The organism is Microbacterium sp. UFMG61 (assembly GCF_015354505.1).
In the GTDB taxonomy this organism is placed as follows: domain Bacteria; phylum Actinomycetota; class Actinomycetes; order Actinomycetales; family Microbacteriaceae; genus Microbacterium.
This window is the reverse complement of the sequence record NZ_JACAFP010000014.1, coordinates 14,783-39,911: the sequence shown is the minus strand read 5'-3', so window position 1 is coordinate 39,911 and position 25,129 is coordinate 14,783. Positions and strand designations below refer to the sequence as shown.

At 68.1% G+C, this 25,129-nt stretch carries 26 protein-coding genes and 1 tRNA gene; 5 read left to right on the top strand and 22 right to left on the bottom strand.

The features are described 5' to 3' along the window. Positions 1–22: 22 nt before the first annotated feature. From IXW21_RS16055 to IXW21_RS16035, 5 genes are all read right to left on the bottom strand, one after another. Entirely contained in the window at positions 23–1,177 is a 1,155-nt protein-coding gene (locus IXW21_RS16055) for a cystathionine gamma-synthase (protein ID WP_194765250.1), read from the bottom strand. Between the two features lie 59 nt (positions 1,178–1,236). Then, entirely contained in the window at positions 1,237–2,631 is a 1,395-nt protein-coding gene (locus IXW21_RS16050) for a cystathionine beta-synthase (protein WP_194765249.1), read from the bottom strand. A gap of 96 nt (positions 2,632–2,727) precedes the next feature. Then, entirely contained in the window at positions 2,728–3,687 is a 960-nt protein-coding gene (locus IXW21_RS16045; RefSeq protein WP_194765248.1) for a carbohydrate ABC transporter permease, read from the bottom strand. Continuing rightward, the gene (locus tag IXW21_RS16040; RefSeq protein ID WP_194765247.1) at positions 3,684–4,823 is read right to left on the bottom strand and encodes a carbohydrate ABC transporter permease; all 1,140 of its coding nucleotides are present in this window, start codon (positions 4,821–4,823) and stop codon (positions 3,684–3,686) included. Before IXW21_RS16040 ends, IXW21_RS16045 begins: the two co-directional genes overlap by 4 nt. A 103-nt stretch (positions 4,824–4,926) precedes the next feature. After that, a complete protein-coding gene (locus IXW21_RS16035) occupies positions 4,927–6,246 on the bottom strand; it encodes an ABC transporter substrate-binding protein (RefSeq protein WP_194765246.1) in 1,320 nt (439 codons plus the stop codon). A gap of 284 nt (positions 6,247–6,530) precedes the next feature. Here IXW21_RS16035 and IXW21_RS16030 point away from each other — a divergent pair, with 284 nt between their 5' ends. Continuing rightward, positions 6,531–7,535, top strand: a complete 1,005-nt coding sequence (locus IXW21_RS16030; protein WP_194765245.1) for a LacI family DNA-binding transcriptional regulator — start codon at positions 6,531–6,533, stop codon at positions 7,533–7,535. 203 nt (positions 7,536–7,738) lie between these two features. Here the strand turns inward: IXW21_RS16030 and rplL are convergent, their stop codons facing one another. The 3 genes from rplL to IXW21_RS16015 form a co-directional block, all read right to left on the bottom strand. Further along, positions 7,739–8,116: a 50S ribosomal protein L7/L12 gene (rplL, locus tag IXW21_RS16025; protein WP_042539579.1), complete on the bottom strand. Its 378-nt coding sequence runs from the start codon at positions 8,114–8,116 to the stop codon at positions 7,739–7,741. A 50-nt stretch (positions 8,117–8,166) separates the two neighbouring features. Continuing rightward, on the bottom strand, positions 8,167–8,655 hold the full coding sequence (gene rplJ / locus IXW21_RS16020; RefSeq protein ID WP_194765244.1) for a 50S ribosomal protein L10: 489 nt from the start codon (positions 8,653–8,655) through the stop codon (positions 8,167–8,169). Between the two features lie 233 nt (positions 8,656–8,888). Then, positions 8,889–10,682 carry a glycoside hydrolase family 15 protein gene (locus tag IXW21_RS16015; protein ID WP_194765243.1) on the bottom strand — a complete coding sequence of 598 codons (1,794 nt, stop codon included), beginning with the start codon at positions 10,680–10,682 and terminating at the stop codon, positions 8,889–8,891. Between the two features lie 51 nt (positions 10,683–10,733). Between IXW21_RS16015 and IXW21_RS16010 the strand changes: the two genes are divergently transcribed. Together IXW21_RS16010 and IXW21_RS16005 are read left to right on the top strand one after the other, a co-directional pair. Beyond that, the gene (locus IXW21_RS16010) at positions 10,734–12,098 is read left to right on the top strand and encodes a glucose-6-phosphate dehydrogenase (RefSeq protein ID WP_194765242.1); all 1,365 of its coding nucleotides are present in this window, start codon (positions 10,734–10,736) and stop codon (positions 12,096–12,098) included. An 82-nt stretch (positions 12,099–12,180) separates the two neighbouring features. Then, positions 12,181–12,873 carry a YqaJ viral recombinase family protein gene (locus IXW21_RS16005; protein WP_194765241.1) on the top strand — a complete coding sequence of 231 codons (693 nt, stop codon included), beginning with the start codon at positions 12,181–12,183 and terminating at the stop codon, positions 12,871–12,873. A 3-nt stretch (positions 12,874–12,876) separates the two neighbouring features. On the opposite strand, the gene IXW21_RS16000 is transcribed toward IXW21_RS16005, so the two are convergent. The 6 genes from IXW21_RS16000 to IXW21_RS15975 form a co-directional block, all read right to left on the bottom strand. Next, positions 12,877–13,386, bottom strand: a complete 510-nt coding sequence (locus IXW21_RS16000; protein WP_194765240.1) for a hypothetical protein — start codon at positions 13,384–13,386, stop codon at positions 12,877–12,879. Continuing rightward, positions 13,383–14,099, bottom strand: a complete 717-nt coding sequence (locus tag IXW21_RS15995; protein WP_194765239.1) for a hypothetical protein — start codon at positions 14,097–14,099, stop codon at positions 13,383–13,385. The genes IXW21_RS16000 and IXW21_RS15995 overlap by 4 nt, the downstream gene beginning before the upstream one ends. Beyond that, positions 14,096–14,749: a signal peptidase I gene (locus tag IXW21_RS15990; protein WP_194765238.1), complete on the bottom strand. Its 654-nt coding sequence runs from the start codon at positions 14,747–14,749 to the stop codon at positions 14,096–14,098. Before IXW21_RS15990 ends, IXW21_RS15995 begins: the two co-directional genes overlap by 4 nt. A 25-nt stretch (positions 14,750–14,774) precedes the next feature. Continuing rightward, entirely contained in the window at positions 14,775–15,392 is a 618-nt protein-coding gene (locus IXW21_RS15985) for a SipW-dependent-type signal peptide-containing protein (RefSeq protein ID WP_194765237.1), read from the bottom strand. A gap of 2 nt (positions 15,393–15,394) precedes the next feature. After that, entirely contained in the window at positions 15,395–16,018 is a 624-nt protein-coding gene (locus IXW21_RS15980; RefSeq protein WP_194765236.1) for a SipW-dependent-type signal peptide-containing protein, read from the bottom strand. A gap of 199 nt (positions 16,019–16,217) precedes the next feature. Further along, positions 16,218–17,090: a LysR family transcriptional regulator ArgP gene (locus IXW21_RS15975; protein WP_194765235.1), complete on the bottom strand. Its 873-nt coding sequence runs from the start codon at positions 17,088–17,090 to the stop codon at positions 16,218–16,220. Between the two features lie 71 nt (positions 17,091–17,161). Here IXW21_RS15975 and lysE point away from each other — a divergent pair, with 71 nt between their 5' ends. Next, positions 17,162–17,827: an L-lysine exporter gene (gene lysE, locus IXW21_RS15970; protein ID WP_194765234.1), complete on the top strand. Its 666-nt coding sequence runs from the start codon at positions 17,162–17,164 to the stop codon at positions 17,825–17,827. A 20-nt stretch (positions 17,828–17,847) separates the two neighbouring features. On the opposite strand, the gene IXW21_RS15965 is transcribed toward lysE, so the two are convergent. The 8 genes from IXW21_RS15965 to IXW21_RS15930 all read right to left on the bottom strand — a co-directional run bounded on the left by IXW21_RS15965 (position 17,848) and on the right by IXW21_RS15930 (position 23,096). Next, on the bottom strand, positions 17,848–18,657 hold the full coding sequence (locus IXW21_RS15965; RefSeq protein WP_194765233.1) for an amino acid ABC transporter ATP-binding protein: 810 nt from the start codon (positions 18,655–18,657) through the stop codon (positions 17,848–17,850). Next, on the bottom strand, positions 18,644–19,309 hold the full coding sequence (locus IXW21_RS15960; RefSeq protein WP_194765232.1) for an amino acid ABC transporter permease: 666 nt from the start codon (positions 19,307–19,309) through the stop codon (positions 18,644–18,646). Before IXW21_RS15960 ends, IXW21_RS15965 begins: the two co-directional genes overlap by 14 nt. 3 nt (positions 19,310–19,312) lie before the next feature. Further along, positions 19,313–20,134, bottom strand: coding sequence for an amino acid ABC transporter substrate-binding protein (locus tag IXW21_RS15955; protein ID WP_194765231.1), 822 nt, complete (start codon positions 20,132–20,134; stop codon positions 19,313–19,315). 159 nt (positions 20,135–20,293) lie between these two features. Further along, complete coding sequence (gene rplA / locus IXW21_RS15950) at positions 20,294–20,983, bottom strand: 50S ribosomal protein L1 (RefSeq protein ID WP_056514047.1); 690 nt, start codon at positions 20,981–20,983, stop codon at positions 20,294–20,296. An 11-nt stretch (positions 20,984–20,994) separates the two neighbouring features. Continuing rightward, positions 20,995–21,426, bottom strand: a complete 432-nt coding sequence (gene rplK, locus IXW21_RS15945; protein ID WP_091226625.1) for a 50S ribosomal protein L11 — start codon at positions 21,424–21,426, stop codon at positions 20,995–20,997. 209 nt (positions 21,427–21,635) lie between these two features. Beyond that, complete coding sequence (gene nusG, locus IXW21_RS15940; protein ID WP_194765230.1) at positions 21,636–22,670, bottom strand: transcription termination/antitermination protein NusG; 1,035 nt, start codon at positions 22,668–22,670, stop codon at positions 21,636–21,638. 41 nt (positions 22,671–22,711) lie between these two features. Further along, positions 22,712–22,984, bottom strand: a complete 273-nt coding sequence (secE, locus tag IXW21_RS15935; protein ID WP_194765229.1) for a preprotein translocase subunit SecE — start codon at positions 22,982–22,984, stop codon at positions 22,712–22,714. Between the two features lie 39 nt (positions 22,985–23,023). Further along, positions 23,024–23,096 (bottom strand) — tRNA-Trp (locus IXW21_RS15930). Positions 23,097–23,280: 184 nt separating this feature from the next. On the opposite strand from IXW21_RS15930, the gene IXW21_RS15925 reads away from it, so the two are divergent. Continuing rightward, positions 23,281–25,110 carry an HSP90 family protein gene (locus IXW21_RS15925; RefSeq protein WP_194765228.1) on the top strand — a complete coding sequence of 610 codons (1,830 nt, stop codon included), beginning with the start codon at positions 23,281–23,283 and terminating at the stop codon, positions 25,108–25,110. Positions 25,111–25,129: the final 19 nt, after the last annotated feature.

The following is a 25,129-nucleotide window of genomic DNA, read 5'->3' as shown; positions in this document are numbered from 1 at the left end:
CCGGCGCCTCGACGGGCAGAGGTCAGCGCGAGAGGGACGCCAGTCCGCGCTCCAGGTCGGCGATGAGGTCTGCGACATCCTCGATGCCGACCGACAGCCGCACGACGTTCTCGGGCACGGCGAGTTCCGTGCCGCGCACCGAGGCGTGGGTCATGTCGGGCGGATAGCCGATCAGCGACTCGACGCCGCCGAGCGACTCCGCGAGCTGGAAGAGCTCGGTCGACTCCGCGAACGCCTTCGCCGCACCTGCTCCGGCCGACAGACCGAGCGAGAGCATGCCGCCGAAGCCGCTCATCTGGCGCGCGGCCACGTCGTGCCCGGCGTGCGAGGCGAGCCCCGGGTAGTACACGGTCGCGAACTCGGGGCGCTCTGAAGCCCACTCGGCGATCGCCTGCGCGTTCGCCGAGTGCTGGCGCACCCGCACCGCGAGGGTCTTGATGCCGCGGGTGGTCAGCCACGCGTCGAGCGGTGCCGAGACCGCGCCGACCGCGAACTGCTGGAACTTGATCTGCTCGAAGAACCGGTCGTCGCAGAACACGACCGCACCGCCGAGGACGTCGGAGTGACCGCCCAGGTACTTCGTGGTCGAGTGCACGACGAGGTCGGCGCCGAGCGACAGCGGCTGCTGCAGTGCGGGCGACGCGAAGGTGTTGTCGACGACCGCGATCGCTCCGGCCGCGTGCGCGACCTCGGCGACCAGGGCGATGTCGACGATCTTCAGCAGCGGATTGCTCGGCGTCTCGATCCAGACGATCTTGGTCTCGGGGCGGATCGCCGCACGCACGGCGTCGACGTCGGACAGCTCGACCGTCGTGAAGTCGATGCCCCACGGCGAGAGCACGCGGGCGAAGAGACGGTAGGTGCCGCCGTAGACGTCGTTGCCGAGCACGACGTGGTCGCCGGGCTTCAGGATGCCGCGCAGCAGCGCGTCTTCGGCAGCGAGACCCGACGCGAACGACAGTGCATTCGCGCCGCCCTCGAGCGCCGCGAGCTGCGTCTCGAGCGAGGACCGCGTGGGGTTTCCGGCGCGGTTGTACTCGTAGCCGTCGCGGAAGCCGCCGATGCCGTCCTGCACGTGAGTGGAGGCCTGGTAGATCGGCGGGATGATCGACCCGGTCGTCGGGTCGGGCTCCTGACCTGCGTGGATGGCTCGGGTGGCGAAGGCATGCTCGGACATGCGTCTCAGCCTACGTCCGCCCGGACCCCGACAGCCGCCCTGTGACGCCGGGCGTCATCTCAGCGCGAGATGTACGAGAGCAGATCCTGTCGGGTGAGCACGGTGTGGGGCTTGCCACCCTCGGTGACCAGCAGCGCATCGACATCGGCGAGCGCCGCACGGGCCTGGGCGACGGGTGCATGGATGCCGATGAGGGGCAGCCTCTCCCCCACGTGATCGCCCACGGCATCCGTCGGCTTCGCGTCGCCGCGGAAGAGCAGGTCGAGCAGTCCCTTCTCGTCGACCGTGCCGACGACCTCGCCCATCATGACCGGTGGTTCGGCGCTCAGGACGACGAGCTGCGACACCTCGTACTCGGTCATCATCCCGATCGCCTCGAGCACCGTGTCGGTCGGATGCGCGTGCACCAGGTCGGGGATGCCTGCCCCGCTCGGGCCGCCCTGGGAGTGGCGGAGCGCCCGCGTCGCCAGGACGTCGGCGACGGTCTCGCCCTCCTCGACGTCGCTGAACCCGTAGGAGCGCATCCAGCCGTCGTTGAAGATCTTGCTCAGGTATCCGCGTCCGCCGTCGGGCAGAAGCACGACCATCACGGCATCCTCAGGAAGCTCGCGGGCCACCCGCAGCGCCCCCACCACGGCCATCCCGCTCGATCCCCCGACGAGGATCCCCTCTTCGCGGGCCAGGCGACGAGTCATCGCGAAGGACTCGGCGTCGCTCACGGCGACGATCTCGTGGGGAACGGTCGGATCGTAGGATCCGGGCCAGATGTCCTCGCCGACGCCCTCGACGAGATACGGGCGACCGGTGCCGCCGCTGTAGACGCTGCCCTCGGGGTCGATGCCGATGATGCGGACCCGCTCGTCCGACACCTCGCGCAGGTAGCGTCCGGTGCCGGTGATCGTGCCGCCCGTGCCGACGCCGGCGACGAAATGCGTCACCAGGCCGTCGGTGTCCCGCCAGATCTCGGGTCCGGTGGTCTCGTAGTGACTGCGCGGCCCGTTGGGGTTCTCGTACTGATTGGGCTTGAAGGCGCCGGGGATGTCGCGCGCCAGGCGGTCGCTGACGCTGTAGTAGGACTCGGGGCTGTCGGCGGCGACAGACGTCGGCGTCACCACGACCTCGGCACCGTATGCCCGCAGCACGTCGATCTTGTCGTCGCCGACCTTGTCGGGCACGACGAAGACGCAGTCGTAGCCGCGCTGCTGAGCCACGAGCGCGAGTCCGACTCCGGTGTTGCCGCTCGTGGGTTCGACGATCGTTCCACCGGGCTTCAGGTCACCGGCGGCTTCGGCGGCGTCGATGATGCGCGAGGCGATGCGGTCCTTCGACGACCCGCCGGGGTTCAGGTACTCGAGCTTGACGAGCACCGTGCACGCGATGCCCTCGGTGACGCGCTGGAGCTTCACGAGGGGCGTGTCGCCGACGAGGTCGACGATCGATTCTGCGTACTTCATGGTCACAGCGTACGTGCAGAGATGCCGCGACCGGGGCTGTGTTGCGCGTCGACAGGCTCAGCGACCCACCGTGGGTCCCTGAGCCTGCCGAAGGCTCTAGCCCTTCGTGGAACCCGCCAGCAGCCCGCGGACGAAATACCGCTGCAGCGCGAAGAACACGATCAACGGGACGATGATCGAGACGAAGGCTCCTGCCGTGAGCAGGTACCAGCCCTCGCCGCGACCGGTGATCTCGGCGAGCACCTTCGTGATTGGCGAGGCCGCCCCGTCGGCGAACACCAGGGCGACGAGCAGATCGTTCCAGACCCACAGGAACTGGAAGATCGCCACCGAGGCGATCGCCGGCATGGTGAGCGGCAGCACGATGCGGAAGAAGATCTGGCCGCGGGATGCGCCGTCGACGCGCGCGGCCTCGATGATCTCACCGGGGATCTCGGACATGAAGTTGTGCAGCAGGTAGATCGCCAGCGGCAGCGCGAACATGGTGTGGGCGATCCACACCTGCGCGTAGCCGCCCGCCACATCGAGTCCCTGCGTGACCTGCACGCCGAACAGGTTGATGCCCCGCGAGAATGAGGACAGCAGCGGAACGAGCGCCATCTGGATCGGCACGATCTGCAGCGCGAACACGAAGATGAACAGCGCGTTGCGCCCCTTGAACTCGATCCAGGAGAACGCGTACGCCGCCATGGCCGCGATCATCAGCGGGATGATCGTGGCCGGGATCGTGATCACGATCGAGTTGAAGAACGACTCGAGGATGGTCAGCTGCGTGGTGCCCGACTGCAGCACGGCCGCGTAGTTGTCGAGCGTGAACTGCGGGTTGGTGAAGAACGTCCACCACCCCGTGGTCTCGATCGCGTCCCTCTCGCGGAACGACGAGATGAAGAGTCCGAGCGTCGGGATGGTCCACACCACGGCGATCAGGATCGAGGCGACCGTCGCCCACGGGCGGCTGAGGCGCTTGCGCGCGCGACCCGCCGAGGCCTCGAAGCGTCCGGCGGTCGTGATCGCCCTCGTGCTCTGGCCGGTGTCTGACTTCACGGTGTCGGTCATCGGATCTCCCGCTGCTTCTTGATCTGGCGCGCGTTGTAGATGACGATCGGGAGCACCAGGATGAACAGGATGACGGAGAGCGCAGCACTGCGTCCCGCCTCGAACTTGGAGAACTGGGTGTACATCTCGTTCGCGAGAACCGACGTGCCGTAGTTTCCACCGGTCATCGTGCGCACGATGTCGAACACCTTCAGCGAGGCGATCGAGATCGTCGTGAGCACGACGATGAGCGCCGGCCTGATCGAGGGGATCGTCACCGATCGGAAGCGTTCCCAGGCGTTCGCGCCGTCGAGCTCGGCAGCCTCGAGAAGTTCCGTGGGAACCCCCTTGATGGATGCCGAGAGCACGACCATCGCGAAACCGGTCTGCACCCAGATCAGCACGACGATGAGGGCCAGGTTGTTCCACGGATTGTTCAGCAGGAACTGCTGCGGCTCTCCGCCGAACCACACGAGGATCTGGTTGAGCAGACCGATCTGCTCGAACTCGGGACCACGGTAGGCGTAGACGAAACGCCAGATGATGCTCGCGCCGACGAACGAGATCGCCATCGGCATGAAGACGAGCAGCTTGTAGATCTTCTCGCCGCGGGTCTTGTCGATGAAGACCGCATACGCGAGGCCGACGATGGTCGACAGCGTCGGCACCAGCAGCACCCACACGATCGTGTTCACGACCGAGGTGACACCGTCGGACTGCGTGAAGATCCACAGGTAGTTGGAGAAGCCGACGAAGTCGCTGCCCGTCGAGTTCCAGAACGACGCGTACACGGTCTGGATCGACGGAAGGATGAGTCCCGCCAGGAGCAGCAGGAGCGCCGGGGCCATGAAGGCGACGAGCTGGATCAGGTACCCCACGCCGTCGCGCGAGCGGTAGTCCAGGAAGAAGAACAGGGCACCGACGGCGACCGCGACTCCCATGGCCCAGTAATAGGAGTTGAAGAACCACATCACCGCGAACGGGATGAGGAGGCACATCGCGAGGCGGATGCCGGTGTAGAGGGCGCCCTTGCGAGGCGCGATGTCGACGAGGAGCAGGATGACGACGACGACCACCGCGAACGCGATGACGACGGCGAGGGCCTGGACGATCGGGGGCAGTGACCCGATCCATTGGAAGAACACAGTCGCGTTCATGGATTCCCCTTCATGAGACGGAGCTGATCACCGGTCCGCGCAGCGATGCGCGGACCGAGGGTGAGACGGTGGGCCGCCCATCGGGGCGGCCCACCTCATCCGATCAGCTGGACGGCCAGCCGGTCTCGATCTGGGTCAGGACCTCATCGGTCGAGGTGCCGTTCACCCACGCGACGATGCCCTTCCAGAAGGTCCCCGAGCCGACAGCACCGGGCATCTGGTCGGAACCGTCGAAGCGGAATGTGATCGAGTCGTCCTGGAGCAGCTTGATCGACTCCTGCAGGATGGGATCCTCGACCACATCGAGGTTCACGCCCTTGTTCGCCGACGTCACTCCGCCGAGGGCGAGGCGGCTGTCCGCCCACTCCGGGCTCGACAGGTACTCGAGCACCTTCTGCGTCGCCTCGTCGTCGCTGAACGCACCGACGATTTCGCCACCACCGGTGATGAGCGTCTCGTCTGCGTTCTGGCTCGGCGTCAGGAACGCCCAGACGTCTCCGTCTTCGGCGAAGTTCGTGCCATCAGGGTAGAAGCCCGAGAGGAACGAGGCCTGGTGGGTCAGCGCGCACTCGCCACTGGCGACCTGCGCCGCGACGTCACCGAATGCGGTCGAGTTGATGGAGCGCACGTCGCCGAAGCCGGCGTTGACGTACTCCGGGTTGAGCAGGATCTCACCGGTCGCGTCGAAGGCTTCCTTGATCTGCGGGTCGGTGAACGGGATCTCGTTCTTGACCCACTGGTCGTACACGTCGGGGCCCGCGTTGCGGAGCACGAGGTCCTCGATCCAGTCGGTGCCGGGCCAGCCGGTCGCGACGCCCGATTCGAAGCCGGCGCACCAGGGAGCCTTGCCACTCGCGGTCTTGATCGTCTCGGTGAGGGTGAGAAGCTCGTCCCAGGTCGTCGGTTCCTCGACGCCCCACTCGGCGAACTTCGTCGGCGAGTACCAGATCCAGCCCTTGACGCTGGCCATCAGCGGCGCGCCGTAGAAGGTGCCGTCGTACGTGCCGAACTCGACCCACCCCTCAGTCCAGTACTCCTCGGCATTCGCCTTGACCGCCTCGGGCGCCGGCTTCAGCAGGTCGCGCGACGCATAGTCCGCGAACAGACCCGGCTGCGGGAAGATCGCGATGTCAGGCGGGTTGCCGCCCTGCGCGCGTGTGCCGAGCTGGGTCTCGAAGTCCTGGCTGCCCTCGTACTTGATCTCGATGTCGTTCTCTTCTTCGAAGTCCGCCCAGGACTCCGCGAGGAGTTCGGCCTCGCCCTCGACGATCGTGCCGTAGATGGTGACGGTGTTGTCGCCTCCGCCTCCGCCTTCGCTTCCGCCGTCCGTGCCGCCGGGGGCACCACAGCCGGCGAGCGCGATACCCGCGACTCCCAGCAGAGCGATCGGCGCGTAACGCCGTGAACGCTGTGACAGACCCATGTGATTCTCCTCTTCGAGTTTCACGGCCCCCCCGCTCATCCTGCGCCGCCCCTCGGCACAGAATCGGGAACCGATTCCAGGACAACCTATCGGGGTCCGCGCGCCAGACACAATAAGCGTTGGTCACAAGCTCGCAACCATTCCCCCCGCGTTCCGGAGCTCGAATGGGAGCGCTCCCTCGGAGTCACTATGGAACCGGTTCCTTTCTCGCGTCCGAGGTACTACGCTGTCATCGGCGCGACCGGGTGGGGCCGCCGCGCGATGGGACTGGTCGAGGAGGACCGATGAGCACGATCGCTGACGTCGCAGCGCGTGCAGGCGTGTCGAAGGCCACGGCGAGCCGCGCGCTGAGCGGACGGGGATACGTCTCGGATGCGACACGTCAGCGGGTCGAGGATGCCGCGAGCGACCTCTCGTACGTCGCGCACTCCTCCGCCACGAGCCTGGCCACCGGGCGCACCCGCACGGTGGGCGTGATCATGCCTCCGGTCGACCGCTGGTTCTTCGCCGAGCTCCTCGCAGGCATCCAGGACGCGCTGTTCGAGCGCGACTACGAGCTCGCCCTCTACGGCATCCGCGAGGGCAGCGAGACACGCGAGCGCCTCTTCGACACCGTGCTGCCGGGGCGACGATTCGACGGCATCATCGCCGTCGGCATCCAGCCCAGCGCGCAGGAGCTCGAGCGCCTGCAGCGCTCGGAACGACCGCTCGTGAGTGTGGGACCCTACAGCGAGGGGTCGAGTGCGGTGTCGATCGACGACGTGGCGGCGGGCCGCATCGCCACGGAGCACCTCATCGAGCTCGGCCACGGGGAGATCGCCTTCGTCGGCGGCTCGACGGATGCGGATGCCCAGAGCTTCGGCGACGCGCGCCGCATCGCCGGGTACCGTGAGGCGATGGCCGCGGCGGGTCTCGCCGAGCGCGTGCGCGTCGCCCACTCCCCTCCGACAATGCCGGGCGGCTACGCCGCCGCGGTCGAACTGCTGGGCGACCGTCGTCTGCGACCGACCGCTGTGGTCGGGGTCTGCGACGAAGCCGCGATCGGCGCCATGGTCGCGGCTCGCCGCCTGGGCATCGCCGTGCCGACGGAGCTCAGCATCGTCGGTGTCGACGACCATGAGCACGCCGACATGTTCGCCCTCACGACCATCCGACAGGCACCCCGCGAGCAGGGGCACGAGGCCGTACGACTGCTCGACCAGCAGATCGAGCAGCCCGAGTCCCCTCTCGAGCGCATCGTGTCGGCATCCGTCCTGGTCGTGCGGAACTCGACAGCCGGACGCCGCTGACGCCTCCGCGTCCGCCGGCGGATGCACGGCTTTTCGTCTCGGGCGGCTCCGCCGTCCTCGCTCGACGACCTATCACCGGCGGCTCCGGGTCGTGAGCCGACCCCACCGCTCCCGGACGCACGAAAGCCCCGGGCGGACCCGGGGCTTTCGTGAAGCGTTCAGACGCTTCCAGGGCGAGGCGCTATGCCGCGACCTGGAACGGATTACTTGAGGGTAACCGTGGCGCCTGCCTCTTCGAGGGCAGCCTTGGCCTTCTCGGCTGCTTCCTTGTTCGCGCCCTCGAGCACGGCCTTGGGAGCACCGTCGACGACAGCCTTGGCCTCGCCGAGACCCAGCGAGGTGAGCTCGCGGACGGTCTTGATGACCTGGATCTTCTTGTCGCCAGCAGCCTCGAGGATGACGTCGAAGGAGTCCTTCTCCTCAACCTCTTCAGCAGCTCCGCCACCTGCGCCGGCAACGGCGACGGGGGCAGCAGCGGTGACCTCGAACTTCTCCTCGAACGCCTTGACGAAGTCGTTGAGCTCGACGAGGGTCAGGCCGGCGAACTGCTCGAGCAGCTCCTCAGTGGTGAGCTTAGCCATGATGTATCTCCTAGATAGATGGGGTTTGTTGAACGAGAACGTCGGGTCGCTTACGCGGCCTCAGCGGTCTCCAGCTTTTCGCGAAGAGCATCGATGGTGGCGGCAGCCTTGCCCATCGTGGCCTTCATCATGCCCGCAGCCTTCGCCAGCAGAACCTCACGGCTCTCGAGCGCGGCGTACTTGTTGACCTCGTCGGCAGAGAGGGCGTTGCCCTCGAAGATGCCGGCCTTGATCACGAGAAGCGGGTTGGCCTTGGCGAAGTCACGAAGAGCCTTGGCAGTGGCGACGAAGTCACCGTGCACGAACGCGACGGCCGACGGACCCTTGAGGTCGTCGTCCAGCGCGGTGATGCCAGCCTTGTTGGCGGCGATCTTGGTCAGCGTGTTCTTCACCACGGCGTACTCAGCGTCCTGACGGATGCTGTTGCGCAGCTCCTTGAGCTGGGCAACCGTCAGACCGCGGTACTCGGTCAGCAGAACGGCAGTCGAGTTCTCGAATGACTTCGTGAGCTCGGCGACCGATGCATCCTTCTGCGCCATGGTCACTCCTTGGTGTGTACGAGATGCCTCACGGCGGTGAGGCACCGGTTCCGACCCCTGGCAACAGAAAAGCTCCGGCGCAAGCGCACGGAGCTTTGGAAGTTCGTGTCCTGCGCGGGCCCCTGCTGAGCAGAGCTTCGATCCTCATGCACTCACGCGCACGACGATGACCAGCGGTCTTCGGTTACGACAACTGTACCCCACGGCATCCGCTCTTCTCAAATCAGGCGGGGTCATCGCCGGTGGGCAGCACGACCCCCGTGGCCGGCGAGCGCGTCGGCGGCCCGGATGAGACTCAGATGCGAGAGCGCCTGAGGGGTGTTGCCCGCCTGCCGGTCCTGCCCGACGTCGTACTCCTCCGACAGCAGACCGAGGTCGTTGGCCATGCCGACCAATCGCTCCATCAGGTCGCGGGCCTCGTCGAGACGACCGGTCGTCGCATACTGCTCGACCAGCCAGAAGCTGCAGGCGATGAACGGATGCTCTCCCCCGTCGAGTCCGTCGACGCCGGACTCCGTGCGATATCGCCGCAGGAATCCGTCGGTGAGCAGCGTGCGCTCGATCTGGTCGACCGTACGGAGCATCCGCGGGTCGTCGGGCGCGCAGTAGCCGACCTGCGGGAGCACGAGCAGCGAGGCGTCGACCTCGGTCGAACCGTAGTGCTGCACGAAGTACCCGTGATCGGCATCCACCCCGCGCTCGTCGATCTCGTCCCTCAGCGAATCGCGCACCGCGGCCCAGCGATCGGCATCACCCGCGAGCCCGTGCTCCTGTACGGCACGGACTCCACGGTCGAGCGCCGCCCACATCATCACGCGGGAGTGCGTGAACCACTGCGGCTCGCCCCTGATCTCCCAGATGCCGTTGTCGGGGCGGTCGATCGAGGCGATCACCTGTTCGATGAGCGCGCGCTGCAGCGGCCACGAGAAGCTGCCCTCCTCGAGCCCGGCGATCCGCGCGCACTCGAGCGCGACGAGCACCTCACCGATCACATCTCCCTGATACTGGTCGACCGCTCCGTTGCCGATCCGCACCGGTGCCGCACCGCCATAGCCGGGCAGGCTCGTGAGCTCGCGCTCGATGAGGTCGCGCTCCCCCGCGATCCCGTACATGATCTGCACCTCGTTCGGCTCACCGGCCACGGCGCGGAGCAGCCAGCGACGCCAGTGATGGGCCTCGGTGAGGAACCCGTGAGCGATGAGCGCTTCGAGTGTCAGGGCGGCATCACGCAGCCAGACGAAGCGGTAGTCCCAGTTGCGCGAGCCACCGAACTCCTCGGGGAGCGACGTCGTGGCCGCGGCGACGATGCCTCCGGTGTCCTTGTTCGTGAGCGCCCGCAGCACCAGCAGCGACCGCACGACCTCGGCGCGGTAGGCACCGTCGTGCTGGATCCCGCTCGCCCAGCCCTGCCACCACGACCGCGTGGCGGCGAACGCGTCGTCGACGTCGAGCGGCGCCGGCGGATGCTCATGCGAGGGGAACCAGCTGAGGGTCAGGTCGCGCACGTCGTCAGCCGAGACCGTGAGCGTCCCCCGATGCCGGTGATCCTCCGCGACGAGTCGTACTCCGCGCACGATCACCGCTTCGGGCCCCGCCGTCGCGCGCAGGGCCGGCTCCTCGCTCGTGCCTACCTGCCGCACCCAGGGCAGCCGACGGGAGTAATCGAAGTGCAGCCGCAGCTCCGTGACGAACTCGACGCGACCGGCGATACCGACGATCCTGCGTACGACATCGGTGCGTGACGGCTGCAGCGGCATGAACTCGTGGACCTCCGCGACGCCGTCCGGCGTCTCCCACCGGGTGACGAGGATGAACGTGTCCGACACGTAGTGCCGCTCGGAAGTCGCCGTCTCATCGAGCGGACGCAGGGTCCAGCATCCGTTCGGCGCCTCCCCCAGCAGTGCTCCGAACAGCGACGGCGCATCGAAGCGAGGCAGGCACAGCCAGTCGATGCTGCCCTCCTTCGAGACGAGCGCGCCGGTGCGGCAGTCGCTGAGCAGGGCGTAGTCCTCGATCGGAGCGGGCATCGACCGATTGTGACACGACTGTCGACGGGGTGGACGGGTTACGGTGGGGTCATGGCCGCTGCGACGACGCTCGTGATCCTCGGAGCCGGGGGCGATCTCACCTCCCGCCTCCTCCTTCCCGCCCTCGGACAGCTGCTGCTGCGCGAGCCCGAACGCGCGGTGCACATCATCGGCGCGGACCGCGAGGACTGGACGGACGCCGAACTCCAGACCGTCGTCCGCACGGCTTTCGCGACGATGGATGCCGAAGAGGCCGCCGCGCGCGTCGACGTGTCGTACGTGCGCACCGACATCACCGAACCCGACGACCTGCGGGCGCTGCTGCAGGGACGCACCGGACAGGTCGCGATCTACTTCGCCGTGCCGCCCGCGGTCGCCGCGGCATCCATCGCGGCGCTCACCGCCGAGATGCTGCCCGACGGAGCGGTTCTGGTCATGGAGAAGCCCTTCGGCACCGACGAGGCGAGTGCCCGCGAGCTGAACCGCACACTCACGGCGCTGGTGCCGGAGAGTCAGGTCTTCCGGGTCGACCACTTCCTCGGTCGCTCCACCACGCTGAATCTGCTCGGCGCACGTTTCGCCAACCGGATCCTCGAGCCCCTCTGGTCGGCCGAGAGCATCGAGTCTGTCGACATCGTCTACGACGAATCGCTCGCTCTCGAGGGGCGCGCGGGCTACTACGACTCCGCCGGGGCGCTCGTCGACATGATCCAGAGCCACCTCCTGCAGGTGCTCGCCGTACTCGCGATGGAAGAGCCCACGACGCTCGACCAGGTCGACTTCCGCGAGGCGACGAGCGCCGTGCTCCGCGCGACCGCGGTGTGGGACGACGACCCCGTGGCGTCGTCGCGTCGGGCGCGGTACACCGCAGGCACGGTCGGCGGCACGGAGAAGCCGTCGTACGTCGACGAGCCGGGAGTCGATCCCGAACGCCAGACCGAGACGCTCGCCGAGGCCACGTTCGAGGTGCGCAACAGCCGCTGGGCGGGCACACCCTTCCGGTTGCGGTCGGGCAAGGCGCTCAGCACGCCGTCGACCGAGATCGTCGTGCGCTTCCGCCCCGTCAGGCATATTCCGACAGGGCTCAGCGGTTCGTCGGACGGCGCCGTGCTGCGGTTCTCCCTGGGACCCGACCGGATCTCGCTCGAGCTGAACCTCAACGCCGCAGAGGATCCGTTCGAACTGGAGCGCGCGACCCTGTCGGCCGAACTCGGCGAGGGCGCGCTCAAGGCCTACGCCGAAGTGCTGTCGGGCGTGCTCGACGGCGATCCGATGCTGGCCGTGCGCGGCGATGCCGCTGAGCAGTGCTGGCGCATCGTCGCACCGATCCTCGAGGCCTGGCGCCGAGGCGATGTGCCCCTCGAGGAGTACGCCGCAGGATCGACCGGGCCCGAGAGCTGGCCCGCACTCGGCTGATCGCGCCCGCGCAGACGACGAGGGACGCCGGGTGCGGCGTGTACGGGACCGGAGGGTCGGCGACCGGGGTTACGCTCGATAGGTGACCCCGGAACTCCACGCTCGCATCGTCGCGGACTCGCGCGACCGGGTGGCCTGGATGCGTGCCCGTTCACGCGGCATCACCGCGACCGATGTCGCAGGACTCACGAGCGAAAGGTCGATCGCTCGCGCCGCCGACTCGAAGCTCGGCGGCGGACCCCGCTTCGGCGGCAACGCCTATACCGACCATGGCCGGCGTCGTGAGCCCGAGATCGCCGCCTGGGTGGCGGCGACGCACGGCATCCTTCCGTCGTCCGCACTCTTCCGCGCCGAGGTCGAGCACCGCCACCTCGCGACACCCGACGGCATCGCCGTCGATGCGGACGGACGCGTCAAGCTCGCCGAGATCAAGACAACGAACAAGGCGTTCCGCGGCATCCCGCGCACCTACCTGCGTCAGGTGTGGTGGCAGCAGCACGTGCTCGGCGCCGAGCGCACACTGTTCGTCTGGGAGGAGCACGTCGACTTCGCTCCCATCCACGACGAGCCGCGATGCGTGTGGATCGACCGTGACGATCGCGAGATCGCCAAGCTCGTCGGGCTCGCGACCGAACTCATCGACGAGCTCTACCGACGCACGACCGGCATGCAGGTGCCGCCGCGCATCGCCGAGGCCACGGCCGCGGCCGCCGCGAGCCGCCGCGAGCACCTCCGCGAACGCGACGCCTTCCGCGCTCTCGCCCTCGCCGACTGACGCTCAGGTGCAGGTCGCGCCGAGTCCGAGCAGGGCGATCGAGAGCTGACGCGTGGCTCCCGCCGATACCCACGAGGTGCCGGTGAGCAGGTTGTTGACGGTGAGTGTGGTGGTGCTGCCGAGCAGGTTGGAGATCAGGCTGACGAGCAGCGCCTGATTCAACACAGCGGTGTAGGTGTACAGACCCGCCGAGGGGCCGGTCGAGGTGATGCTGGTCGCCGGTACGACCGCTGTCGTCGTGCCCTGCGTCAGAGTGAGTCGCACGCCGTTCGCCGGGTATGGAGAGGTCCAGATCAGCGTGACGCTCTGGAAGATTCCGAGCCCGTTGTTGGCGACGTTGCACGCTGTGATCGTCGGGGCGGGCACCCGGAACGCCGTGATCGTCGTCTGCGCATACTCGGGGTCCGTGAAGGCCGCGTCCGTCACCTGGGTCGCGGGCGTGAGTCCCACGCCCACCAGCAGCGCGGCGCCGGCGACGCCCACGAGCACACGGTGTCGACGCTGCCCGGTCATGAGCTTCCCCCCGGCGCATCGGACGACTCCATTGCATCCGACGACTCCGGCACGTCCGACGGGTGCGGTGCATCCGACGGGTCCTTCGGGCGACGCAGGAAGGCGAGGGCCGTGCCTGCCACGAGCAGCACCCCGCCCGCGGCGAACGCCCAGCGGAAGTGCGGCGACAGGCCCGTGGCCGCGAGGCCGCCGTCCGGCCCGATCACGGCCGCCTCTCCCGCGCCCTGAGCGTGCACTCGCACCTCGGTGCTGCCGTCGCCCGCCCCCTCGAGCGCGATCCCGAGGCGCAGATGCCCCACGTCGGCGGCGCTCATCTCGATGAGTGCGACCTCCACGCCGTCGCGCGGTACCGGCCAGGAAGACCTCAGGGTGCGCGCGCCTCCGGGACACTCGGCGCCGACCCACGGCTGCATGCAGATCTGAGCATCGACCAGCAGGGGCGCGTCACCCCGGGCGCTGATCCCGATCCGCACGGTCCCCGGGTCGGGAGCATCGGCGCTGACGGTGACGTCCCACTGCACCGGGTACCCCGGGCGCAGACTCGACGCCGCGGCCCAATCGGCGACCGACACCAGCCGCAGCACCTGGCCCTGCACCACGTCTGTCGTCTGCGCAGCGGCGGCTGGGGCCGCAGCACCGCCGCCGATCAGCACCGCGAGAGCGGCTGCCGACGACACGGCGACCGCCCGTCGCCACAGCGTTCCCCGACTCATCCGTGCCCCTCACGCGGCGCACGCGGCCAGAACGCCCACACCACGAGCACCGTCGCCCCGATCGTGAGACCGCCGAGCACGAGGGGATCCCCGAGCCCCGCGATCACGGTGGCGACCCCGGGCACCGAGAACAGGACGACACGGACCGAGCTCACCGGGTACGGGAAGGGATCGTCATCGGCGTTCGCATCGCCGCGCATCGTGATGACACGCTGCTCGTCGTCGGCCCCCGGGGCGACCGACGTCACCCGGTGCGTCACCGGCAGATCGCCAGGACGATCGACAGTGACCACATCGCCGACCTCGATCGCGGACGCCGGTATCCGCTGCACGACGGCGACGGAACCGGCGGGGATCGTCGGCGACATCGATCCGGTGCGGAACATGATGAGCGTGATGTTCGCCGTGAGAGCGAGGATCACGAGCACCATGCAGACGACCCCCGCGACGGCCGCGATCCACAGCGCGATGTCGGCCAGCATCCGTCCGACACCGCGTCTCCTGCGACGCGTCGCAGGAGCGGATGCCTCGGGAGGGGCCGGCGATGCCCCCGCCTCGGCAGCCCGCTCTCGGAGCTCCCTCCTCGTCCGCGTCGTCGTCGGCGCCGCGTTCTGCGCCGTCAGCGTCGCCTGCTCAGGGCCTTCCCTCATCGTCCGCACACCTCCTCGGTCGACCTCAGGATGCGGTTCCGAGGATCTGCCACGTCTGCACGGCGGTGAGTCCCTGCGCCGTGTTGTCGGTGGCGGCGGGAAGCGAGACCGCGAAGCAGTAGTTCGCGGTCGATCCGGAGTTCGCTGCGACCGCCTGCGTCACCGTTCCGGCGGTGTTCATCGCGGAGTTGTCGGGGACGACCGAGGTTCCGGCCGCGTAGGTCGTGGCGTTGCACGCGGTCCCGGCGATCGTGCGGACGCCGTATCGCAGGAACGTCGCGAGCCCCGTGCCCGTGGTCGAGGCCACGTTCAGCTGCAGAGAGCCCGCGACCGACGGGTTCGCCGTCCGCACGCTGAAGAGCGAGTACACGGTGCTGCCGGGGACCATGGCGTTGAACGGCGCGGTGAAGGTGAGGGCGGCGGGTGTGCCGACCGGGTGACTCGAGAACGTCGTGCCGTCCGTGGCGCCGACGATGTCGAATCGGCCCGCCGTGAACGTCGTGCTGCCGTACTCCGAGTCGTTCCAGGCGGCGAGGGTCATGGTCGCGCCCACGCCGAACACCAGCCCGGCTGCGAGCAGGGCACGTATCCGGCGGGAGCGCAGCCGCTTCGCCTCCCGCATGCCGCTGCGGGTGTCAGCCATGATCAGTTGTCGATGGAGGTGGCGGTGAACTCCCACGTCGCGACGGCGGTCTCACCCTGCTCGAGTCCTGCGCCGGCGGTGACCGCGAAGCACAGCTGCACCGGCGTGCCGGGCGTTCCGGCGGTCGCCCCCTGCGCCAACGGCACAGAGGTGGCGCCCGTCTGCGCACTCAACGTCGCACCCGAGGCGACCACGGTGCCGGTGGCCGTGGCGTCGCACGCGTCCCCCGGATCGATGGCGGTCACCGTGTACGACAGGTGGGGCTCGTTTCCGCCGCTCCCCGCGGTGATGCCCGCCGGGATGAGCGTGGCGTCGTTCGTGGTGGTGCTGTCGAGGCGCACCCAGAACGGCGCGTAGACCACATCGCCGGGCGACATCGACGCCGCGACCTCGGGCAGCTGGAAGACGAGCGACGCGGCGGCGTCGCCGTCATCGACATTGTGGTCGGCGTAGTCGGCGGTGGCGCTCGTCGTCGAACCTTCGAGGTTGAACGAACCCGCCGTGAATGTTCCGGTCGCGAATTCGGAGTCGTTCCATGCGGCGAGCGTGACGCCGACGCCGACGCCGAGCACCACCCCTCCCGCAAGAACCGCCAGAACTTTGCGTCGCGTGTCGTTCGTAGCCATGTGCGTTCCCCCTCAGGAATCGGCGCTCGCGGATGCCTGGGAATGGTCGCCCTCCGCGACCTGCATCCACGTACTCAGGTGTTGCGAGCCATCCTTATCGAGATAATGGCCGATCACAAGGGTTATTCATATATCGATTGAACATTCATTCAGTAGAAATGACCGCTCATCAGGTGATACTCCGACCATCTCCGCCGAGTCAGCGCACGAGCACTCGGGCGGCCTCCGCCGCCACCTCGGCCGCGATCGTGTCGAGCAGGTCGGAACGCAGATTCCACTGCTGCCAGTACAGAGCGACCCGCACCGGATCGCCGCCGAGCGGCACGAGGGCGTCATCGTTCTGCAGCAGGGGGACCATCCCCCATCCGAGTCCCAGCCGCACCGCGAGCGCGAAGTCATGGGATGCCGGCACGTAGTGTCGCGGCACGCCCTGAGCCGCCACTCCCCTGGTCCGCAGCCATTCGTGCTGCAGCGTGTCACGCCGATCGAAGTCGACGAACGGCGCGGCTGCGAGAGCCGCGGGCGTCGCCCCCTCGGGGAACCAGCGCTCGGCGAAGCCCGCCTCCGCCATCGCCCGATACTCCAGCACCCCGAGCGGGGTCACGGAGCATCCCGCCACGGGCGTCTGCTCGCTGGTGACCGCCGCCATGACCGTGCCCGACTCGAGCAGACGCGCGGTGAAGTTCTGATCGTCACGATGCAGGTCGACATCGATGTCGTGCACCGCCGACAGACGGGCGATCGGTCGCAGGAACCAGGTCGCCATCGAGTCGGCGTTGACAGCGAGCGGGATGCGGATGCGGGGCGCATCGCCGTCGAGCCCGAGGCCGCCGAGCGCGTCGTGCTCGAGCAGCTCGACCTGACGGGCGAGCCTCACGACCGCCTCCCCCGCCTCCGTCAGCCGCGCGGGCTTCGAGCGGACGACCAGCACCCGACCGAGCTGCTGCTCGAGCGTCTTGAGTCGCTGGCTGACCGCCGAGGGCGTGATCTGCAGCACGCGAGACGCCGCGTCGAGCGTGCCTTCGTCAGCCACGGCCGCCACGGTGGAGGCGAGCTCCGGATCGATCTTCACATAAGCCAGGCTAATGGTTCACAAGGAATCTTCGCTGGCGCTGTCGATGGTTCCCTCCCTACGTTTGACCCATGCTCTCCGTGTTCTCGGGTCTCGGACTCGGCCTCTCCCTCATCATCGCCATCGGCGCACAGAACGTCTTCGTGCTGCGCCAGGGAATCAGACGAGAGCACGTGCTCCCGGTGGTCATCGTGTGCGCACTCTCCGATGCGCTGCTGATCGCCGCCGGGGTCGCGGGGCTGGGAGTCGTCATCGCGGCGGCCCCGTGGCTCGTCGTGGTCGCCCGATGGGCGGGGGCCGCGTTCCTGCTCGTCTACGGGATCCTTGCCGCGCGCCGCGCACTGCGAGGCGGAGAGGAGCTGCGCGTGGATGACACGCCTGCCGCCACGGCATCCGTGCCGTCGGCTGCTGCGACGAGCGCGATGACCGCGACCCGCACCGCTCTCGCGCCCGTGTTGCTCACGGTCCTCGCCCTCACCTGGTTGAACCCGCACGTCTACCTCGACACGGTGCTCATGCTCGGGTCGATCGCGGCGACCCACGGCGATGACCGCTGGCTGTTCGCGGCGGGTGCGATCGCCGCGAGCCTCCTGTGGTTCACCGCCCTCGGATTCGGCGCCCGCCATCTCGGCCGGTGGCTGCGCACCGAACGCTCGTGGCGGATCCTCGACGGGGTCATCGCGGTCGTCATGATCGCGATCGCGATCAGCCTCGTGCTGCCGGTGCTGGGCGGCTGAGACCCGACCTCTGCGACGGGTCAGTCCCCGTCGAGCGGGCGGAGGATGCGGGTGAGGAAGCGCTGAGTGCGCTCGTGCTGCGGCGCACCGAAGAGCCGCGCCGGCGGGCCCTGTTCGATCACGACCCCGCCGTCCATGAACAGCACATGGTCGGCGGCCTCGCGGGCGAAGCTCAGCTCGTGCGTCACCACGACCATGCTCCATCCGTCGTCGGCGAGTTCCTTGATGACGAGCAGCACCTCGCCGACCAGCTCAGGATCGAGCGCACTGGTCGGCTCGTCGAAGAGCAGCAGATCGGGCCGCAGCGCCAGCGCGCGCACGATGCCCACCCGCTGCTGCTGTCCGCCCGACAGCTCGTGGGGCCGCGCATCCGCCTTGTCCGCCAGCCCCACCCGCGCGAGAAGCGTCTGCGCCTCGGCGACGACCTCGGCCTTCGGGCGACCCTGCACGCGCCAGGGACCCTCGATCACGTTCTGCAGCACCGTGAGGTGCGGGAAGAGGTTGTGATGCTGGAAGACCATCGCCGACCGGTCTCGCAGAGCCAGCCGCTTCTGCTTCTGCACGCGCGCCGGCACCCTCTCGGTCGGGGCGAAGTCGATGTCGGGTCCGCCGGCGACGACGATCTCGCCGGAATCCGGCGTCTCCAGGCCGTTGAGCGCGCGGAGCACCGTGGTCTTACCGGAGCCGCTCGGGCCGATCAGCACGACCACCTCTCCCCGGTGCAGGGTCAGGTCGATGCCGCGGAGCACCTCGTTGTCGCCGAAGCTCTTGCGGAGTCCCCGGGCGGTCAGCAGCCGGTCGGCCGTCGACGTGTGATCAGCGAGCGACATGACGGTCGAGCCTCCTCTCGAGCGCGCTCTGCCCGAAGGACAGGACGAGGCAGATCACCCAGTAGACCAGGGCGGCCGCCAGATAGACGACCATGAACTCGAGGGTCGCCGCAGCGACCTGCTGGGCCACCTTGAAGAGCTCGGTCACGAGGATCAGCGACGCGAGCGACGTGTCCTTCACCAGCGAGATGAACGTGTTCGACAGCGGCGGCACCGAGACCCGCGCAGCCTGCGGCAGGATCACGCGCGTGAGGGTGCGCGTGCGGTTCATGCCCACCGTGTACGCGGCTTCCCACTGCCCCTTCGGCACCGAGAGGATCGCCGCCCGCACCACCTCGGCGGCGTACCCGCCGACGTTGAGCGAGAGGGCGATGACCGCGCTCGGCCACGGGTCGAGTGTCACGCCGATCGACGGCAGGCCGTAGAAGATCACGAACAGCTGCACGAGCATCGGGGTGCCGCGGATCACCGAGATGTAGAACCGCGCGACACCCGACACGATCGGGTTGACCGAGATCCTCATCAGGGCGACGAGGATCGCGATCACCAGCCCGAGCGCGAACGACAGCAGCGCCAACGGCACCGTGACCGTCACACCCGCCAGGGCGATGGGCCCGAGCGAGTCGAGGAACAGCTGCCAGGGGTTCTCCATGGACTACTGCGTGACGTCTTCGCCGAAGTAGGTGTCGCTGATCTCGGCGAGCGTGCCATCGGCGCGCAGCTCTTCGAGGGCGCCGTCGATCGCCTCGACCAGGTCGGTCTTGTCCTTGGTGAAGACGAACGCCTGCTCGCCGGCCTCGTCGGTCTCGGCCGCGATCTTCAGCCCGGACGGGCTGTTGGTGGTCTCGTAGTCGAGGAAGGTCAGCTTGTCGTTCACGGTCGCGTCGACGCGCCCCTGGCGCAGCAGCTCGACGGCCTGCGCCCATCCCTCGACGCCCTCGACCGTCGCGCCCGACTCGGTGGCCAGCTCGTACCAGTTGCTGGTGAGCGACTGGGCGGTGGTCTTGCCTGCGAGGTCGTCGAACGACGAGATCGAGTCGTCGTCCTCGGCGACCACGATCACACCCGGCGACACGGTGTACGGGGTGCTGAAGAGGTACTTGGCCTCGCGCTCGTCGTTGATGCTGACCTGGTTCGCGATCAGATCGAAGCGTCCGGCATCCAGGCCCGCGAAGATCGCGTCCCACTGGGTCTCCTGGAACTCGATGTCGAGGTCGAGCTTCTCGGCCACGGCCTCGATGATCTCGACGTCGAAGCCGGTCAGGTCACCCGCGCCGTCTTCGTCGTGGAAGCTGAAGGGACGGTAGGTCCCCTCGGTCGCGACCGTGAGCACGCCGTCCTTGAGCAGACCGAGGTCGCTGCCGGAGCCCTCTGCGCTCGAGCTGCTCTCGGCGGGTGCGGTGCTTCCGCTGCATCCGGTGAGCGCTGCGGCGGCGGTGACGACGAGCGCGGTGACGGCGATGAGGCGACGGGACATGGGTACCCTCCTGGGGTGCGGTGAGGCGCGATTGCTGTGGCGCGGAACTCACCTACAGTACGTGGACTGTCGCCGGCATCCCACATCTCATGACGTCGGATGTCGATCGGGGATGCAGAAAAGGCCCCCGCAGTCGCGGGGGCCTTTCCGGAATCACACTCAGATGGAGTTGACGTCCAGCGGGATGCCGGGGCCGAACGTGGTCGACACGGCACCCTTCTGGATGTAGCGGCCCTTCGAGCTCGACGGCTTGAGGCGGACGATCTCCTCGAGCGCTGCGCCGATGTTCTCGTCGAGCTGCTCAGCCGAGAACGACGACTTGCCGACGACGAAGTGCACGTTGGCGTGCTTGTCGACGCGGAACTCGATCTTTCCGCCCTTGATCTCCTCGACGGCCTTGGCCGTGTTCGGGGTCACGGTGCCGGTCTTCGGGTTCGGCATGAGTCCACGCGGACCCAGGACCTTTCCGAGACGACCGACCTGGCCCATGAGCTCCGGGGTCGAGACGGCCGCGTCGAACGCGGTCCAGCCTGCGGCGACCTTCTCGATGAGCTCGGCGCCGCCGACCTCATCTGCACCTGCGGCGATCGCTGCCTCGGCCGCGGGGCCGGTGGCGAAGACGATGACGCGGGCGGTCTTACCGGTGCCGTGGGGCAGGATGACGGTGCCGCGCACCATCTGGTCTGCCTTGCGGGGGTCGACCGAGAGCTTCAGCGCGACCTCGACGGTCGAGTCGAACTTCGACGAGCCGGTCTCCTTGGCGAGGGCGACTGCCTCGGTGGGAGTGTAGAAACGGTCTGCCTCGATCTTCTCGGCGGCAGCCTTGTAAGCCTTGGACTTCGTAGCCATGATTATTCTCCTCAGCCCTCGACCGTGATGCCCATGGAACGGGCGGTTCCGGCGATGATCTTCGAGGCAGCCTCGATGTCGTTCGCGTTCAGGTCGGCCTGCTTGGTCTCGGCGATCTGACGGACCTGGTCCTTGGTGATCTTCGCGACCTTGACCGTGTGAGGCGTCGACGAGCCCTTGGGCACGCCGGCAGCCTTCTTGATGAGCTCCGCAGCAGGCGGGGTCTTCAGGACGAAGGTGAAGCTGCGGTCCTCGTAGACGGTGATCTCGACGGGGATGACGTTGCCGCGCTGCGACTCGGTCGCGGCGTTGTACGCCTTGCAGAACTCCATGATGTTGACGCCATGCTGACCGAGCGCGGGGCCGATCGGCGGCGCCGGGTTGGCTGCACCGGCGTTGATCTGAAGCTTGATCAGGCCGGTCACCTTCTTCTTCGGTGCCATATCCTCTTCCTTTCATCGAACGGATGCCGGTTGCATCCGCTCTCCCGCGAACCCGGCATCTCCGGGCTGCGGTCGTCTGCGCGCACGCCGAAGCGGCACACAAACCACATGAGTCTACCTGATCCGTCGACGCTCCGGAAACGCGAGAACGGCCGCCCCGAACCGGGGCGGCCGTTCTCGTGCACGTCGGCAGGCTCAGTGACCCGCTGTCAGAGCATCTTGGTGACCTGGTCGAACGACAGCTCGACCGGGGTCTCGCGCTCGAAGAGGGAGACGAGCACGGTGAGCTTGCCGCTCTCCGGCTTGATCTCGCTGATCGAACCGGGAAGACCCGCGAACGAGCCCTCCTTGATCGTGATGGTCTCGCCGATCTCGAAGTCGACCTCGGCGGGCAGCGGACGGGCGACGGCGACGCCGCCCTTCGACGCGATGTTCTTGGCGGTCGGCGCGTCCTTGACCTCGACGAGCGACTTCAGCATGTTGAAGGCCTCTTCGAAGCGCAGCGGCGTCGGGTTGTGGGCGTTGCCCACGAAGCCGGTGACACCCGGGGTGTGGCGCACGACAGACCAGGTGTCTTCCGTGAGCTCCATGCGCACGAGCACGTAGCCCGGGATGCGCACACGGGTGACCATCTTGCGCTGGCCGTTCTTGATCTCGACGACGTCCTCCATCGGGACCTCGATCTGGTAGATCTCGTCCTCGACCTCGAGCGTCGACTTGCGCTGCTCGATGTTCGCCTTGACCTTGCGCTCGAAGCCGGCGTACGAGTGGATGACGTACCACTTGCCCGGGAGCATGCGCAGGTCCATGCGGAAGGCCTCGTAGGGGTCTTCCTCGGCGTCGTCGTCGGACTCGTCGTCAGTCTGCTCGTCGTCGGCGCCGAGGTCGGGGCCGTCGTACGGGGTGACCTCGTCGGCCTCGGCGGCCTCGAGCTCGGCGGTCTCTTCCGCCACAGAATCATTGAGGACCTCAGCGGCAGCCTCAGACTCAGCCGCTTCGTCCAGGTTGAGAGCGTCGTTCACGATCGCGTCAGCCTCCGGGTCGTCGATTTCGATGTCGGTGTCATCGTCGGTGCTGTCGTCGTCCTCGCCGTCGACGTCCTCGATGTGGAGGGCGACGTGCTCGGCCGACGTGACGGAACGCTCTTCGGCTGCGAGGACGTTGCCCTCCTGGGCCTCGTCCTCTTCGCTGGACTGCTCAGCGGCGGTCGCCCAGTCGGCGTCGTCGGAATATCGTTCAGACACGTTGTTTCTTTCCAATCATTGCGGCACGAGCCGCAAGGGCATCAGGCGCCGGGAACTCCGAAAACAATGTGCGTCACCCACGCGAACAAGGTGTCCAGTCCGTAGACGATGCCCATGACGATCAGAACGAAGACCAGCACGACCGCGGTGAACTTGACCAGCTCCTTGCGGGTCGGGGTGACGACCTTGCGAAGCTCTGCGATGACCTGACGGAAGAACAGGGCGATGCTCCCGAAGAAGCCGAGGGGCCCGCGCTTCTTCTCGCGGGTGGCGCCGGCCGCGACGACATCGCCGCGCGGTTCGTCCTGATCCATCCTGAATGTACCTTTCGTGTGTCAGCGTGCGCTGACGCGCAGGGCGGACAGGAATCGAACCTGCAACCTGCGGTTTTGGAGACCGCTGCTCTGCCAATTGAGCTACCGCCCTAGAGACCGGTGGTCTCGGGGTGTCGTCTTCATCCTGCCACCGAAACCGGATTGCAAGGACCGGGGCACGGCGAAAGAATGCAGACAACAACTGCTGGTCAAGCATACGGCATCCCTCGGCCGGTTCCGAACCGGCGGCCGCATCCGTGTTGTTGTTAGGCTCGAGCGGGTCCGACGGGAGGGGGATGCGGGTGAGTGCTGACGTGCAGCAGTTCCAGGTGGATCTGCGCGGGGTCGTCGACCTGCTGAGTCGTCACATCTACTCGAGCCCTCGGGTGTACCTGCGCGAGCTGCTGCAGAACGCCCGCGACGCCGTCACGGCGCGCCGCGAGGTCGATGGCGAGGGCGGACGCATCCGGATAACCCCGCTCAGCGACACCTCCCCCGAGTTCGTGCTGCGCGACGACGGCGTGGGTCTGACAGCGAGCGAGGTCGCCGATCTGCTCGCCACCGTCGGCCGCAGCTCGAAGCGAGACATCTTCGACCTGCCCCGCAGCGACTATCTCGGCCAGTTCGGCATCGGTCTGCTCAGCTGCTTCATGGTCGCCGACACCATCGTGATCCGCTCGCGCAGCGCCCGAGGCGGCTCCGCCGTGGAATGGACGGGCAGTGCCGACGGCACGTTCCGCGTGGTCGAGATCGACGACGACCTGCCCGTCGGCACGAGCGTGCACCTCGTGCCCCGCTTCGACGCCGACGAGCTGCTGCGCCCGGCCGCGGTGCGTGAGCTCGCGACGAGCTTCGCCGAGTTCCTTCCGGTGCGCGTTACGATCGACACCCCGAACGGCGAGATCGACGTCACGCGCCGCGCTCCCTTCCTCGACGCCGCCGAGAGACCCGACGAGGCGGTGGAGTACGGCCGCGACCTGCTCGGAGCATCGCCGCTCGACGTGATCGAGCTGACCGAGCCCGCAACCGGCACGCGCGGCCTCGCCTACGTGCTCCCCTACGCCCCGCCGCCCGGCGCACGCCAGGCGACCCGCATGTACCTGGGCCGGATGCTCCTCGCCGAACGCGTCGACGACGTGCTGCCCGACTGGACGTTCTTCGTGCGCGCCGTGGTCGACTCGACCGGTCTCGCGCCGACCGCCAGCCGGGAGTCGCTCGTCGACGACGCGGCACTCGAACGCGTTCGGGAGCAGCTCGGCGCCGGCATCCGCCGATGGGTGCTCGAGCTGGGTCTGCGCGAGCCGCACCGCCTCGCGCAGTTCGTCGCGATCCACGAGGTCGGCCTCAAATCGCTCGTGCGACACGACGGCGAGCTCGCCCGGTTCATCACGCGCTGGCTCACCCTCGAGACGACGCACGGCACCCTGCGCATCGGTGATCTCGTCGAGCGGTTCCCGCACGTGCGCTACGCCGCGACGGTCGACGAGTTCCGCCAGGTGGCGGGGATCTCGCCCGGCTCCGAGGTGCTCGTGAACGGCGGCTACCTCTACGACGCCGACCTGGTGCGGATGCTCCCCGACCTGTATCCGCAGCTCACCGTCGAGGCCGTCGACGTGACGGGCGAGCTCGACCGGCTCGACCCTCCCCCGCTCGACGACCGCGACCTCGCGGTGGCGCTCGAGGCGCGCGCGGGCGACGTGCTCGCGGCATCCGACTGCTCGGTGACCGTGCGCTCGATCGACAGACCCGACCTCGCCGCGCTGTACGTCGCGGATCCCGAGGTGCTGCGCCGCATCGACCGCGGACGAACCAAGGGCATCACCGGATCGCTCTGGGGCGGGGTGCTCGACCGTATCGACAGCACCCTCTCGACCGCGCGCGACGACGATCCGACCGCGCGTCTGTGCCTCAACTGGTCGAACCGGGTCGTGCGTGCGCTCGTGCGCGTGCAGGACGACGCCGTGTTCGCGCGGACCGTGCAGCTGCTCTACATCCAGGCGCTGCTCGCGGGCCACCACCCGCTCTCCGATGCCGACCGCGCCCTGATGACCACGGCGCTCACCGACCTCGTCTCACTCTCGGCCGGCATCGAAGAGGACGCGATCCCCTTCGATGACGCGCTCTGACCCCCTGAAAGGGACACGA

Excerpts from the sequence above, each read along its gene's own strand:
- IXW21_RS16010 (WP_194765242.1), top strand. The coding sequence starts at position 10,734 with ATGGCCGCTGCGACGACGCTCGTGATCCTCGGAGCCGGGGGCGATCTC.
- IXW21_RS16015 (WP_194765243.1), bottom strand. The coding sequence starts at position 10,682 with ATGCCCGCTCCGATCGAGGACTACGCCCTGCTCAGCGACTGCCGCACC.
- IXW21_RS16040 (WP_194765247.1), bottom strand. The coding sequence starts at position 4,823 with ATGAACGCGACTGTGTTCTTCCAATGGATCGGGTCACTGCCCCCGATC.
- rplA (WP_056514047.1), bottom strand. The coding sequence starts at position 20,983 with ATGGCTACGAAGTCCAAGGCTTACAAGGCTGCCGCCGAGAAGATCGAG.
- IXW21_RS15995 (WP_194765239.1), bottom strand. The coding sequence starts at position 14,099 with ATGAGTCGGGGAACGCTGTGGCGACGGGCGGTCGCCGTGTCGTCGGCA.
- IXW21_RS15980 (WP_194765236.1), bottom strand. The coding sequence starts at position 16,018 with ATGGCTACGAACGACACGCGACGCAAAGTTCTGGCGGTTCTTGCGGGA.
- IXW21_RS15925 (WP_194765228.1), top strand. The coding sequence starts at position 23,281 with ATGCGGGTGAGTGCTGACGTGCAGCAGTTCCAGGTGGATCTGCGCGGG.
- IXW21_RS15990 (WP_194765238.1), bottom strand. The coding sequence starts at position 14,749 with ATGAGGGAAGGCCCTGAGCAGGCGACGCTGACGGCGCAGAACGCGGCG.
- IXW21_RS15960 (WP_194765232.1), bottom strand. The coding sequence starts at position 19,309 with ATGGAGAACCCCTGGCAGCTGTTCCTCGACTCGCTCGGGCCCATCGCC.
- IXW21_RS15955 (WP_194765231.1), bottom strand. The coding sequence starts at position 20,134 with ATGTCCCGTCGCCTCATCGCCGTCACCGCGCTCGTCGTCACCGCCGCC.
- IXW21_RS16035 (WP_194765246.1), bottom strand. The coding sequence starts at position 6,246 with ATGGGTCTGTCACAGCGTTCACGGCGTTACGCGCCGATCGCTCTGCTG.
- rplK (WP_091226625.1), bottom strand. The coding sequence starts at position 21,426 with ATGGCACCGAAGAAGAAGGTGACCGGCCTGATCAAGCTTCAGATCAAC.
- IXW21_RS16000 (WP_194765240.1), bottom strand. The coding sequence starts at position 13,386 with ATGACCGGGCAGCGTCGACACCGTGTGCTCGTGGGCGTCGCCGGCGCC.
- IXW21_RS16055 (WP_194765250.1), bottom strand. The coding sequence starts at position 1,177 with ATGTCCGAGCATGCCTTCGCCACCCGAGCCATCCACGCAGGTCAGGAG.
- lysE (WP_194765234.1), top strand. The coding sequence starts at position 17,162 with ATGCTCTCCGTGTTCTCGGGTCTCGGACTCGGCCTCTCCCTCATCATC.
- IXW21_RS16030 (WP_194765245.1), top strand. The coding sequence starts at position 6,531 with ATGAGCACGATCGCTGACGTCGCAGCGCGTGCAGGCGTGTCGAAGGCC.
- rplJ (WP_194765244.1), bottom strand. The coding sequence starts at position 8,655 with ATGGCGCAGAAGGATGCATCGGTCGCCGAGCTCACGAAGTCATTCGAG.
- rplL (WP_042539579.1), bottom strand. The coding sequence starts at position 8,116 with ATGGCTAAGCTCACCACTGAGGAGCTGCTCGAGCAGTTCGCCGGCCTG.
- IXW21_RS15985 (WP_194765237.1), bottom strand. The coding sequence starts at position 15,392 with ATGGCTGACACCCGCAGCGGCATGCGGGAGGCGAAGCGGCTGCGCTCC.
- IXW21_RS16050 (WP_194765249.1), bottom strand. The coding sequence starts at position 2,631 with ATGAAGTACGCAGAATCGATCGTCGACCTCGTCGGCGACACGCCCCTC.
- secE (WP_194765229.1), bottom strand. The coding sequence starts at position 22,984 with ATGGATCAGGACGAACCGCGCGGCGATGTCGTCGCGGCCGGCGCCACC.
- IXW21_RS16045 (WP_194765248.1), bottom strand. The coding sequence starts at position 3,687 with ATGACCGACACCGTGAAGTCAGACACCGGCCAGAGCACGAGGGCGATC.
- IXW21_RS15965 (WP_194765233.1), bottom strand. The coding sequence starts at position 18,657 with ATGTCGCTCGCTGATCACACGTCGACGGCCGACCGGCTGCTGACCGCC.